Raw genomic sequence first — 13,180 nt, 5'->3', positions numbered from 1 at the left:
CGATCATCTGCCGGCGAAACGGCCGATACGGCCTTGGGCATCGTCGGACGTACCGACCCTGGCGATCGTCTCGGCTTCGTCGTCCAGATGCTCCTGATACGACGACGTCATTGCCTTGCGCATCAGCCGCCGTGTTTCACCGAGTGCCGGATGGGCGCCGGCAACGAGGGTTGCCGCCAGTTCTTCTGCGCGGGTGGTGATGTCGGAATCGTCCACGAGGTCGGTGATCAGGCCCGTGTCGAGCGCTTCCTGGGCGGAGACGACGCGGGATGTCAGCAACATCCGAGCGGCATTGCGTGCGCCCACGACCGCCGGCAGCAGCGCGGACACTCCGCAATCCGGAGACAGACCCACGCCCGAGTACGCCGCGGCGAACTTGCTCGACGGCCCGGCGACGACGAAATCGGAAGCGAGAACGAGGCCGAGCCCTGCACCCGCGGCCGAACCCTGCACGGCAGCAACGACGATGACCGGCAGCGTGTCGAGCTTCGCCAGTGCCCGGTGAACCACACCGGCCAGATCGCGTAGAAATCCGGGAGTGTCCTCCGCCGCCGCCATCTGCCGTACGTCGCCACCGGCGCAGAAGTTCTTGCCGTCTCCGCTCAGCAGGACCACGCGGACCGACGGGTCCGCGGCGACATTCTCGACTGCTCGTTCGAACGCCTCGGCCAGATCCGTATCGATGGAGTTGGACGCGGCGCCGCGCGAGAGACGGATGCGAGCAAGCGCGCCGTCTGTCGAGTAAATCACCGGCTCGTCGACGATCGCGTCGGTCATCGTGGTGCCATACGGATGGCGCCGTCCAATCGGATGACCTCACCGTTCAGCATCGGGTTCTCGACGATGTGCCGTACGAGCGCGCCGAACTCGTCCGGGTCACCCAACCGCGACGGGTGTGGCACCTGCGCGCCGAGAGATGCCCGTGCGTCTTCCGGCAGCGACTTCAGCAGAGGTGTGTCGAAGATTCCCGGTGCGATGGTCGCGACACGGATCTGGTGACGCGCGAGCTCACGGGCGATGGGGAGAGCCATCGACACGATGCCGCCCTTGGATGCCGCGTAGGCAGGCTGACCGATCTGGCCGTCGAACGCCGCCACGGACGCAGTGTTCACGATGACGCCGCGCTCGCCGTCGACACTGTCGGTGGCCGCAATCCTCTCTGCTGCAAGGCGAATGACGTTGAACGTGCCGAACAGGTTGATCCGAACGATACGTTCGAAGTCCTCGAGGGGAAGCGGGCCGTTCTTGCCGAGGACCTTTCCGGGAGGGCCGACGCCTGCGCAGTTCACCACGACTCGGAGCGGTCCCTGCTCCGACAGTACGTCCAGTGCCTGCGACACGTCCTCGGTCGAAGTCACGTCTCCGGGAAGGAACGTGACGGAACCCGCGTGTGCTTGCGCGACGGCCTCACCGGGTGATCCCGGCAGGTCGAGGATGCCCACTTGAGCTCCTGCAGCCACGAGCGCCTCGGTGGTGGCCAGTCCGAGACCGGACGCACCTCCCGTGACCAATGCGGTGATGTTGTCGGTCTTCAACGAAAAGCTCCTGTTCTGTGTCCACGACGAGTGTGTTCCGTCATGAGTACTGGTTCGGATCGTGCACGGGCGGGGGAAGCAGTCCGGTCGGACCGCGGCGATGTCAGCGTGGATCGACGAAGATGTCGTAGTCGAGTGGTTCGACTCCCCCGTACTGCTGCAGGTCCGTGACTCCGGCCTCGGCCAGCACGTCGACATCGATGGTCGTTCGTCCCGTTCGGCGGCTCGGGCGGTGGGCCAGCAGCAGCGCCGCTGCATCCGCCATGATCTGCGGATCGCGCGCGTGCGAAGTGCCTTCTTCTCCGCCCAGCAGGTTCTTGACGGCAGCGGTTGCGATCGTGGTCTCGGGCCACAGGCAGTTGCTTGCAATACCGAACTCGGCGAACTCGGCGGCGAAACCGAGTGCAAGCAGGGTCATTCCGTATTTTCCGAGCATGTACCCGGGATGTTTGCCCAACCATTCGTTCGACATGTTCATCGGTGGAGACAGCGTCAGAACCTGCGCGGAATCGGACTTCTTCAGGTGCGGAAGGCACGCCTGCGTCAGCGCAAACGTCCCGCGCACGTTGACCTGCTGAATGAGGTCGAACCGTTTGAGCGGCAGGTCCTCTGTCTTCGCGAGATTCAGCACGCTCGCATTGTTGATGCAGAAATCGATTCCGCCGAACGTGTCCATCGCGGTCTGGGCAGCTCGCTGAACGTCGGCGTCGATGCGCACGTCTCCGACGACTCCGACGGCCTTCCCGCCTGCGGCCTCGATCTGTTCGACGGCGGAGTGAATGGTCCCGGGAAGCCGGGGGTCCGGGTTGTCGGTCTTGGCCAGCAGGACCAGGTTGGCACCACCCTTCGCCAGCTGTGTGGCGATGGCCAAGCCGATTCCTCGGCTGCCACCGGACATCACCGCGGTGAGTCCGTCGAAGCGTAGGTCGCTCATGATGTTCCTCCGTCAGATTCGTTCGATGATCGTCGCGTTGGCCATGCCGCCGCCTTCGCACATGGTCTGCAGGCCGTACCGACCGCCCGTGTGCTCCAGGTAGGTCAGCATCGAGGCCAGAAGTCGACCGCCGGACGCTCCGAGGGGATGCCCGAGCGCGATCGCGCCGCCTGCGGGGTTCAAGCGCTCGGGGTCGGTGTCGAAGTGGCTCTGCCACAGCAACGGAACCGGCGCGAACGCTTCGTTGACCTCGTACGCGTCGATCCGGTCGAGCGTCAGACCCGACTTGGCGAGAATCTTCTCGGTTGCCGGAATCGGACCGGTCAGCATCAGGAGCGGATCACTACCTGCGACGCTGAAGCTGTGGAACCGAGCGCGGGGGGTCAACCCGAGCGCCGACGCCTTCTCCTCGCTCATGATGAGGGCCGCCGACGCGCCGTCGGTCAGTGGCGAGGAGTTTCCGGCGGTGATCGACCAGTCGATCTCCGGGAACCGGGCGGACATCTCGTCGGTGCGGAACACCGGACGAAGCGATGCCAACGACTCTGCGGTAGTGGACGATCGGACGGTCTCGTCGACGCTCACCAATACGTCGTTTCCTGATGCGTCCGTGGTCCTGACAGGCACGATCTGGTCTGCCTGCAGGCGCTCGGCTGCCTGCGACGCGAGCCGATGCGAGCGGGCTGCGTACGCGTCCAGTTCCTCACGACCGAACTTCCACCGTGCTGCGATCAGTTCGGCTCCGATGCCCTGTGACACGAGCCCCTCGGGGAATCGCGCCTTCAACGGTCCCACGTTGGGATCGGCGCCCCCGACGTTCGAGAACATCGGAGCTCGGCTCATCGACTCCACACCGCAGGCGATGACGATGTCGTACGCACCCGCGGCGACGCCTTGAGCTGCGAATGCTGCGGCCTGCTGGCTGGAACCGCACTGGCGATCGATGGTGGTGGCCGGTACGGATTCGGGAAATCCGGCAGCAAGAACAGCGGTACGAGCGATGTTCACGGCCTGCTCGCCGGACTGGGTGACGCAGCCTGCGATGACGTCGTCGACGAGAGCCGGGTCGAGATCGTGCTTGCGAACCAGCTCCGCCAACAGATCGGCGAGAAGGGTGGCCGGGTGTACCGATGACAGCGAACCGCCGGGCTTGCCCTTGCCCGACGGTGTGCGGATGACATCGACGATGACTGCTGTACTCATGGGAATTCCTCGCTGGAGTTGATCGAATATCAGAAGCCGAGAAGCTCGGACACGTAGCCCCGAGCTCTGGATGCGTCGAAGGACCGTGCAATCTGCATCTTTTCGGCCTCGGCCGAACCTTCTGCATGGGTAGCGAGTACCGACTGGTACCCACCCCAGCTGCCGGTGCAGAGATCGCCGATCAGATTGATCAGCCGAAGTCTTTGCTCGGCCGGAACTGCTGCCGCGAAGTACTTCTCGAGGACCTTGCGGGTGTCGGGGTCTGCCCAGTCGCCCGCGCCGGGCCCTGTGGCCACCAGTCCGCCTGCGAGGTCGAGAACCGCTGCGGTCGCCGCATGGAATCCATGTGCGAAGTGATACTTGGCCATGTTCACAGCGAGAGGGTCGGGCAGCTGAACGCCGTTGTCGCCCTGTGTCGACCGGATCGCGGCGAGTTGGCCGAAGCCACGAACGGTTTCTGTGTACGAAATCAGCTCGGTCAACTTGCTTTTCACGTGACCGGCCTTGGAGATTCCGTTGGCCTCGGCGACCATCGTCGCCGATCCGACGAGCAGGTCGAGCAGAGGCAACTTGTAATTGATGGCGGTGTACCGGTGGTAGTCGACGAATGCGATCGCAAGCGGACCTGCCAGTTCGGGTTGCCGAGCGAGGAACACGCGGTTCTTCGGGACCCGAACGTCGTCGAAGACGGTCAGGCTCTCCAGAAGCTTGTGCTTGGAGGAGAGCGGGTGGGTGAACTCGTCCCTGTCTCCGTGCAGGTAGGGCGAGACGTACAGGGTGAGCCCGGGTGTGTCCACCGGCACAGCGAAGCTGAGTGCATAGTCCGCGTCCGCGGGACCCATTGCGCGCGTGGGCAGGACCAGGATTTCGTCTGCGTTCGCGGAGAAGGAGGTGTGCACCTTCGCGCCACGAACCGTGATCGTGTCGGCATCCTCGTCGACGATGTGCAGGTACAGATCGGGATCGGCCTGCTGATGTGGTGCGAGCATCCGGTCACCCTTGACGTCGGTCTGTGCGACCGCGATCGCGACGTCGTTCGCGCAGCAATGCTCGTAGAACGCCTTGGCGTTCTCCAATCCCTCCCCGGACAGAGCCCGCAGGAGACCGAACAGTGCGTCGCTACCGACCTCCTTCAAGACGATCGTGCCAGTGCCGAGTTTGCACACACTTTCGATCAGCCGCCCGCGACGCTCGATGTCCTCGGCGGTACGTGGTACTCGATAGAACGCGGTGTACGGACCCTGTCCATCGTCGGCGATGGCCAGATCGGGTTCGAGTTCCGCGATGTCGTACGCAAGCCCCGAGTGAGAGATCGCCGTGTCGAACTCGGAGAACGCCGTGACGTCGTCGACCTTCTGGCCCTGGTACACGACGTTACGGCCGTCTCGCAGCCCCTCTCGGTACTGGCGTGCTGTGCGAATGCCCATCTGACGAACCTCTCGGAAGTGACTTGCACATGACTACAACGGTACAACAGACCGTTCAATCGTTCGACTTCTGTTTAGTTTGTCAGCGGTGCATTTATGTGTCAACGTCTGAATTTCAATCCTTGACCTTGATACTCGCGGAGTGCGACCCCGATCGTTGATACGGTTGCATCGATCGAACGTTCTCTGTTCAGCGAAAGGCATGCCATGTATCCCGGGGCCCACGTTGCGACCCACCCGAGCAAAGCTGCTGTAGTCATGGCCGAAACCGGTGAGACAGTGACGTTTGCCGAACTGGAATCCCAGTCCGTCCGCATTGCTCGCTATCTGCGCGACGCCGGACTTCGCGTAGGCGACCACATTGCGCTCGTCAGCGACAACACGGTCAGGGTGTTCGAAGTGTATTGGGCTGCGCTCCGGTCAGGTCTGTACATCACTGCCGTCAACCGTCATCTCACCCCCGCCGAGATGGCGTACATAGTCGACGACTGCGGAGCCCGCGCTGTCATCACCTCCGCTGCGCTCGGGGACACTGCCACGAAGGTTGCCGACTTGGTCGACGGCGTGGACATCCGCTTGGCCTTCGGGGGTCCGGTTCCGGGGTTCGACGACCTCGACGACGCGATCGTCGACCTGTCGGACGAACCCTTGGCCGATCAGCCGCGCGGCGCGGACATGCTGTACTCCTCCGGAACCACGGGCAAGCCCAAGGGGATCGAGCCGTCACTTCCGAATCGGCAGATCGAAGAACCCGGAGACACGATGGCTGCGTTGGCGTCGACGATCTGGAGTGTGGATTCGTCGACGGTCTATCTCTCGCCGGCCCCTCTCTACCACGCTGCTCCCCTTCGCACCGCCGCAGCGGTACAGGCTCTCGGCGGAACGGTCGTCGTGATGGGGAAGTTCGATGCCGAGCGCGCACTGTCCTACATCGAGAAGTTCGCTGTCACGCACAGTCAGTGGGTGCCGACGATGTTCGTTCGTATGCTGAAACTCCCCGACGAGGTCCGAGCGAAGTACGACTTGTCGACGCTGCGGGTGGCGATCCATGCAGCGGCGCCCTGCCCGGTCGACGTCAAACACGCCATGATCGAGTGGTGGGGGCCGATTCTCGTCGAGTACTACTCCTCCACCGAACTGGCCGGATTGACGAGCATCACATCTGCGGAGTGGCTGAAGAAGCCCGGTTCGGTCGGTAAGGACGGGTTTCTGGGCACAGTGCGCATCTGTGGTCCTGACGGCGAGGTCCTGCCTCCCGGCGAAATCGGCGACGTCTATTTCGAACGAGACGTCATGCCGTTCGCCTATCACAACGACCCTGCCAAGACGAAGAGCGCACAGCACCCACTGCACGAGAACTGGTCCACAACAGGGGATGTCGGCTACCTCGACGAGGATCGCTATCTGTTCCTCACCGATCGTGCAACGTTCATGATCATCTCCGGTGGGGTGAACATCTATCCGCAGGAGATCGAGAACGTCCTGGCCTCGCATCCGAGCATCCTCGATGTTGCTGTGATCGGCGTACCCGACCCGGAAATGGGCGAGCAGGTGCTCGCCGTCGTGCAATTGTTGCCGGGTGTCGAATCTTCCGACGATCTGGCCGAGTCGATCCTGAGCGAGGCACGAAACTCGTTGGCACGGTACAAAGTTCCGCGTCACATCGTCTTCACTTCGGACCTCCCGCGCACACCGACGGGCAAGCTCGTCAAGGGACGCCTGAAGGGCAAGTACGACAGCGTCGTACTTGGATGACCACAACATCGGACCGCCCGAAAACGGGAAGTTCGTTGCCCTAGGATTCACCGATGCGGCAGGACCTCGACCTGCGCTCGAGGGCCAGCGCTCCGATGGTCTCGACGAGATCCTCCCGCAGTGTGCAGCGACAGTTCACGGGTCGACGCCGCCGAGCTCGCATTGATCAGGAAGGACGCCGGCACCGAGCAGCGCACTGCGCAGGAAATTGCCGGTGCGAGCCACTCGGCCTGGCGGGCAGTGGTTCAGCCCTCCGTGCTCGCAATCGCGTTGTCCCTGTTCTGCTACAACTACATCCTGTTCTTCTTCATGACGTGGTTCCCCGAATATCTCGTCGACGTGCAAGGCGTCAGCCTCCGTGACATGTCTTTGTTCACCACCGTCCCGACCGTCACCGGCGTCATCGTCGCGGGCGACCACTACGGCAGCGCCTTCGCGACCGCCGGTGCGCTCGGCATCGTCGGTGCGGTCGTCGTTCTTGTTCTCGTCCGGCAACGCGAGCATGCAGACGTTTCAACCGAATCGAGCACCACGTCGAACCCCTGAAACAGCTACAACGGGCACCGAACGGGTGAGCCGGTAACCCCTACACATCGAAGGCGCCTGCGAGCGAGGGCGGGCCTCTCCCACACGGCCGATATCTGCACCACTTCTGGACTCTTATCAGCGCACCCCGGGAGTGTTGCAAACTCCGCCGAATCCAAGCTTGCTCACGAAGTAAATGTATGCCCATAATGTGGGTGACAGTGTGGCGCGTCACAGCCAAGTTTCCTCCATGACGCCACTCACAACTCGTGGGAAGACCAACCGATGTCCGACATGTGGATCGTGATCAACACCGCCATAGCAGTGCTGGCGGTCGTTATCTTCATCGTGCGTTTTCGTTTCAACCCCGTCGTTTCGCTCGTTCTCGGTGCCGCCTACCTCGGCCTCGCCACCAAACTGGGCGTCGAGAAGACGGTCGACACCATTGCCGGCGGTTTCGGCGAGATCATGGCCGAAGTCGGCCTACTCATTGCATTCGGCGTTCTCATGGGCTCCGTGCTCCAGGAGATGAACGCCATTCAACGGCTGGTGGGCACACTGCTGCGCACCTTCGGCCCGAAACGGATGCCGTACGCGTTGTCGCTGACGATCGCGACCGTACTTCAATCCATCTTCCTGGACGTTCTGCTCGTCATCTCTGCACCACTCGCCCGGAACCTCGGACCCAAGATCGGTAAGTACGGCACCGCCCGCATGGCCACGGCGCTGGCCATCGCACTCGAGTGCGGCATCGTGTTCATGGTTCCCGGTGTTGCCGCCCTGGCTCTTGCGGGCCTACTCGGTGTGCCGCTCGGCAAGATGATGATCTACGGACTCATCCTCATCGTCCCCGTCGTCGTGCTCTCGGTCGCGATCATGTCGTTCGTCTTCCGTCACGGCTGGTGGAACGAGGAGAAGGACGAGGAGCAGGTCGCGGTCATCGACGAGACGGTCGGGCCCATCGACGGTGCGGACACGAACGACGAGCTGGGCGGAACGCCCGCTGCAGGAGGTTCCGTCAGCGGTACGTCGAACGACGGTGCGTCCGGAAACGGTGGCTCGGGCGCGGTCGGTGTCGCCGAGAAGGTGCGTGAGGAAAAGCAGACCCGCCTCATCGTGTTGCTCTCCCCGTTGCTGCTCTCGCTTTTCCTGATCGCCACCGGCGCGGTCTTCGAAGTCGCCGAACTTTCCCAGCCCATCGTGGAGTTCGTAGCGAGCCCGGTCATCGCTCTGCTGTTCGGTCTCGTCGGTACGTGCCTGATCGGCCGGTACCACGTCGGGCAGAAGCGCGTCGAGAAGGCGTTGGCACGAGGATTCGCCGAGAGTGGGCAGATCCTCATCCTCACCGGTGTCGGCGGATCGTTGGCGGCAGTCATCAACGAGGCAGGACTCGGTGAGATTCTGGGGCAGTACTTCACCGCGAGCACCGCAGCGCCGTTGTTGATGGTGTGGGTCATCGCTGCCGCACTGCACATCGCCGTCGGCTCCGTCACGATCTCCGCCATCACCTCGGCCGGAATCCTGGCCCCTGTCGCGCCGCTGATCGGACTAGACCCCGTCTTCATCGCTCTTGCGGCAGGCGCCGGTTCACTGTTCGCGGTTCACGTCACGAGCAACACCTTCTGGCTACTGCAGTCACTGATGGGCCAGACCACCCGCGGAACGCTCAAGACGTGCTCGGTCGGCGTGTCCGTCGCCTCCGTGATCGCCATCCTGCTGATCATGCCGATGAGCCTCGTACTGTGACACCCGACTCGAGCCGCACGGACCGTGCACACGACCAGAATGCAGTGCCGAGTACCGAAAGGAACACCATGACCGGCCAAGCCCTACCACTGAGCGGAGTACGGGTACTCGAGCTCGGTAACTACATCGCCGCACCGACTGCTGCCCGTATGCTGGCCGATTTCGGCGCCGAGGTGATCAAGGTCGAGCGACCGGGCACCGGCGACGAACTCCGCAACTGGCGTCTGTACTCCGGCACCACCTCGATGCTCTACCGCACGATCAATCGCAACAAGAAGTCCATCGTTCTCGATCTTCGAACCGACCAGGGCCGGCAGGACGTCATCGACCTCGCCGAGAAATGCGACATCGTTCTGGAGAACTTCCGCCCAGGGACGCTCGAAAAATGGGGAATCTCGCCGGAAGTTCTCAGCCGCAAGAATCCCGACCTCATCATCACCAGGATCTCCGCATTCGGACAGACCGGACCCATGTCCGAGCGTCCCGGATTCGCCGCAGTTGCCGAGGCATACGGGGGTTTCCGCAACCTCGTCGGCGATCCCGACCGACCACCGGTGCGCGTCGGAGTCTCGATCGGCGATTCGATCGCAGGTCTCTACGCGGCGTTCGGATGCGTCATGGCCCTGTTCCAACGGCAGACCGCGAAATCCACTCTGTCTCTGACACAACGGTCCATCGACGTGGCCCTGAACGAATCCATCCTGTCGATGATGGAATCCCTGATTCCGGACTATCTTGCCTACGGCGTCGAACGCGAACGCGTCGGAGGCCGCATGGAGGGCATCGCACCGTCGAACGCCTACCCGTGCAACGACGGTCACTCCATCATCATCGCGGGTAACGGCGATGCGATCTTCCAGCGCTACATGGAGACCATCGAGCGACCCGACCTGGGCGCAGATCCCGACCTCCAGTCCAATGCCGGCAGATGGAAGCGTCGCGACGAGCTCGACGCCGCGATCAGTGCGTGGACCGGGATGCATTCTCGTGACGACGCCCTGAAGCTCCTCGATGCTGCCGGTGTTCCGTCCGGCCCGATCTACACTGCCGCCGACGTGGTGGCGGACGCGCAGTACAACGCGCGCAACATGATTCAGAACTTCCAGGTCGACACCGGTGACAGTGAACCGGCGGACGTCGGTTTCGTGGGCATCGTTCCCGTCATCGGCGACGCGTCGCTACCGATCCGATCCGTCGGCCCCGAGCTGGGCGAACACACAGCAGAAGTACTGAAAAACCTACTGGGTAGAGAATCCGAAGAGATAGGCGCCTGATGTACACGTTCACTCCCACAGCGCACTTGCGCGACGTCACGTTGCGCGACGGACTCCAGCTGACGGGCAAGTTGCTCTCCGTCGAACGCAAGCTCGACATCACCCGACAGCTCATCGCTCTCGGTGTGCCCGAGATCGAGTTGGGCTCGCTCGCCAGACCGGACAAGGTTCCCCCGATGGCGGGAACACTCGAGCTGATCGGCGAACTGACACCGGAGGAGCTCGAGCGGTGCTGGGTGTGGGTCGCCACGCCGCGCCACGTCGAGAAGGCCGCAGCCGCCGGTGCACGTAATTTCCAGTACTGTCTGTCGGCGTCGGATGCACACAATCAGGCCAACATCGGCCGTTCGACGGAGACCTCGATCGCCGCGATGCCCGACGCCACCGCGATCGCCGAGTCGGTCGGGGGCAAGATCGAACTGTGCATCGCCACGTCGTTCACCTGCCCGTTCGACGGCCACGTTCCCGAGGATCGCGTACTGTCCATCGCCAACGACGACAGAACGGCCGGATCGGTCGACATCGTCATCTGTGACACTCTCGGACAGGCCGTTCCCGCTCAGGTGACATCGCTCGTTCAGCGAGTTGCTGCCGAGTCCCCGCAGCGACGCATCGTCTATCACGGTCACGACACGTGGGGCCTCGGGGTTGCGAACACGCTCGCCGCGATCACTGCAGGTGCCACTCTGGTCGATGGGTCTCTCGGCGGTCTCGGGGGTTGCCCGTTCGCTCCCGGTGCGAGCGGAAACACCTCGACCGAGGACATCCTCTTCGCCACTCGTCCGGACTGGTTCGACCCCGATAAACTCGCCACCATGGTCGAACTATCGGAGAAACTGCTTGCCGAGCTCGGTGAACCCATGCGGTCCAAGACCGTTCAGGGTGCACGCTCGAGTCGCGGCACCCGCACCGAGGGCACCGGATCCGCCAACGCATTCGAGTGGGTCATATGAGCAAGATTCTGGTCACGATCCCCATCCCGGCTCCCGGCATGGACATCCTGGCTGCAGCCGGTGAGGTCGAGGTGCTCGCGCTCGATCACGCGGGCCTCGTCGAACGATGTGCGTCGGGTGAGTATTCGGTCGTCGTGTCCCAACTTCGCGACAAATTCGACGCCGAGTTGCTGGAATCGGCCAAGCTCACCGGAATATCCAATTACGCAGTCGGATTCGACAACATCGACGTGGCAGCGGCAACCGCGCGCGGCATCACCGTCGGAAACACCCCTGGTGTGCTGACCGACTCGACGGCAGACATCGCGTTGCTTCTGATGCTGTCGACGGCACGCCGCGCGGTGGAGGCGGACAGCCTCGTGCGATCCGGAGGCTTCACCGGGTGGGCCCCTGAGTTCATGCTCGGCACGGACGTGTCCGGGAGGGTTCTCGGACTCGCCGGTTTCGGCCGGATTGCGCGCGCGACGGCACGGCGTGCACTCGGTTTCGGTATGCAGGTCAAGTTCTGCCCACGTCCACCGTCGGATCGAGACGTCAGCGACGCCGAACTCGGTGAATTCGCCGGGCGCGTCGAGCACGTGACGTGGGACGAGCTGGTGACGACAAGTGACTTTCTGTCCCTTCACGTTCCGCTGAACGACGCGACGCATCACCTCGTCGACGCCGGCGTGATGAAGGCGATGAAGGACTCGGCAATTCTGATCAACACAGCTCGCGGACCCGTCGTCGACGAGGCCGCGCTCGTGGAGGCACTCGGACACCGAACGATCGCCGCTGCAGGACTGGACGTGTTCGAACGCGAGCCTGCACTTGCGCCGGGTCTCGCGGAGCTCCCGAACGCTGTGCTACTCCCCCATGTGGGCAGCGCGACGGTGTCGGTGCGATCGGAGATGGCCAGATTGTGCGCCGAGAACGCCGCCGCGATGTTCGGAGGTTCTCTTCCTCCGCACCCGGTCAACCCCGAAGCGTGGACTCACGCCGGGTAGCGACCACCGAGAGTTCGGGTGATCTGCTCGGCGTGCGAGACCAGCAGATCCACCCACTCCTCGCATTTCGAGAGAGGCATCCGGAGAGTCGGGCCACTGATCAACACGGCGCCGATGACGTCGGCCGCGGAATTGAACACCGGGGCCGACAATCCGGATGCTCCTGTGTCCCGCTCGCCCGTCGTGATGGCGTAACCGTCGGATCTGGTTTTCCGCAGCAGTTCCCGAAGAATGTCGGTATCGGTCACCGTTCGGTCCGTCACCGGCTGAAGTTCCTGTGCCAGAATCTCTTCCGCCAAGTCGTCGTCGTACGCAAGAAGTACTCGCCCCGCAGAACCCGCGTTCAACGGAGCGATCTTGCCCACGTACATGTCGCGCCGGAGGGGATGCCGCGTCTCCGCCAACGCGACACACACTCGATAGTTCTGTTCCGCTCGAAAAAAGCACGTCGTCTCGGTGGTCTCGTCCCGCAAGTTCTTCAGGATCGGGGTCACGATGGACAACACGTCGAGGTCCTTGGCGGCAGTCGCGGCCCAGTAGGACATTCGCACGCCGATCCGAATCCGGTCGCCGCTTCGATCGAGAAAACCCTGTTGCACCAGGTTGGTGACCAGCCGCTGAACCGTCGACGTCGGAAGACCGGTGGCGTGCTGGATTTCACCCAGTGTCAACGACGGACGATCGAAGGAGAAGGCGTCGAGGATCTCGGTGATCTTGCCCAGAACGAGCAAGGGCTGCTGCTTGGATCCCGAAGAGTTGTCCGTGCTCACGACTCAAATGTATCCCGATATGCCGCTACGGTCCGACACATCCGAACCGCAGAAGCGGCCCGCATTCTGGCG

At 63.2% G+C, this 13,180-nt stretch carries 12 protein-coding genes; 6 read left to right on the top strand and 6 right to left on the bottom strand.

Going from position 1 to position 13,180, the window contains the following annotated elements; translation table 11 throughout:
- Positions 1-3 precede the first annotated feature (3 nt).
- From CH292_RS21830 to CH292_RS21810, 5 genes are all read right to left on the bottom strand, one after another.
- Positions 4-777 (bottom strand): enoyl-CoA hydratase/isomerase family protein, encoded by a 774-nt coding sequence (locus CH292_RS21830; protein ID WP_033188745.1) that lies wholly within the window; start codon positions 775-777, stop codon positions 4-6.
- Positions 774-1,535, bottom strand: coding sequence for a 3-hydroxyacyl-CoA dehydrogenase (locus CH292_RS21825; protein WP_094626729.1), 762 nt, complete (start codon positions 1,533-1,535; stop codon positions 774-776). The genes CH292_RS21830 and CH292_RS21825 overlap by 4 nt, the downstream gene beginning before the upstream one ends.
- A gap of 103 nt (positions 1,536-1,638) precedes the next feature.
- The gene (locus CH292_RS21820) at positions 1,639-2,469 is read right to left on the bottom strand and encodes an NAD(P)-dependent oxidoreductase (protein WP_033188746.1); all 831 of its coding nucleotides are present in this window, start codon (positions 2,467-2,469) and stop codon (positions 1,639-1,641) included.
- 12 nt (positions 2,470-2,481) lie between these two features.
- Positions 2,482-3,672, bottom strand: coding sequence for a thiolase family protein (locus tag CH292_RS21815; RefSeq protein ID WP_020113278.1), 1,191 nt, complete (start codon positions 3,670-3,672; stop codon positions 2,482-2,484).
- Positions 3,673-3,701: 29 nt separating this feature from the next.
- Positions 3,702-5,099, bottom strand: coding sequence for a 4-hydroxyphenylacetate 3-hydroxylase N-terminal domain-containing protein (locus CH292_RS21810; RefSeq protein ID WP_094655732.1), 1,398 nt, complete (start codon positions 5,097-5,099; stop codon positions 3,702-3,704).
- A gap of 207 nt (positions 5,100-5,306) precedes the next feature.
- Here CH292_RS21810 and CH292_RS21805 point away from each other — a divergent pair, with 207 nt between their 5' ends.
- From CH292_RS21805 to CH292_RS21780, 6 genes are all read left to right on the top strand, one after another.
- The gene (locus CH292_RS21805; RefSeq protein ID WP_094655731.1) at positions 5,307-6,854 is read left to right on the top strand and encodes an acyl-CoA synthetase; all 1,548 of its coding nucleotides are present in this window, start codon (positions 5,307-5,309) and stop codon (positions 6,852-6,854) included.
- 120 nt (positions 6,855-6,974) lie between these two features.
- A complete protein-coding gene (locus CH292_RS21800; RefSeq protein ID WP_094655730.1) occupies positions 6,975-7,400 on the top strand; it encodes a hypothetical protein in 426 nt (141 codons plus the stop codon).
- 264 nt (positions 7,401-7,664) lie between these two features.
- A complete protein-coding gene (locus tag CH292_RS21795) occupies positions 7,665-9,125 on the top strand; it encodes a GntP family permease (RefSeq protein ID WP_019667751.1) in 1,461 nt (486 codons plus the stop codon).
- Positions 9,126-9,193: 68 nt separating this feature from the next.
- Positions 9,194-10,399: a CaiB/BaiF CoA-transferase family protein gene (locus tag CH292_RS21790; protein WP_094655777.1), complete on the top strand. Its 1,206-nt coding sequence runs from the start codon at positions 9,194-9,196 to the stop codon at positions 10,397-10,399.
- The gene (locus CH292_RS21785) at positions 10,399-11,352 is read left to right on the top strand and encodes a hypothetical protein (protein ID WP_019667753.1); all 954 of its coding nucleotides are present in this window, start codon (positions 10,399-10,401) and stop codon (positions 11,350-11,352) included. The genes CH292_RS21790 and CH292_RS21785 overlap by 1 nt, the downstream gene beginning before the upstream one ends.
- Positions 11,349-12,338, top strand: coding sequence for a D-glycerate dehydrogenase (locus CH292_RS21780; RefSeq protein ID WP_094655729.1), 990 nt, complete (start codon positions 11,349-11,351; stop codon positions 12,336-12,338). The genes CH292_RS21785 and CH292_RS21780 overlap by 4 nt, the downstream gene beginning before the upstream one ends.
- Here CH292_RS21780 and CH292_RS21775 read toward each other — a convergent pair.
- The gene (locus CH292_RS21775; protein WP_033188750.1) at positions 12,326-13,108 is read right to left on the bottom strand and encodes an IclR family transcriptional regulator; all 783 of its coding nucleotides are present in this window, start codon (positions 13,106-13,108) and stop codon (positions 12,326-12,328) included. The two genes, CH292_RS21780 and CH292_RS21775, sit on opposite strands and share 13 nt — an antisense overlap.
- Positions 13,109-13,180: the final 72 nt, after the last annotated feature.

The organism is Rhodococcus sp. 14-2470-1a, from assembly GCF_002259425.1.
Taxonomy (GTDB): domain Bacteria; phylum Actinomycetota; class Actinomycetes; order Mycobacteriales; family Mycobacteriaceae; genus Rhodococcoides; species Rhodococcoides fascians_E.
The sequence above is the reverse complement of the archived record's forward strand: the minus strand, read 5'-3'. Positions and strand labels throughout refer to the sequence as shown.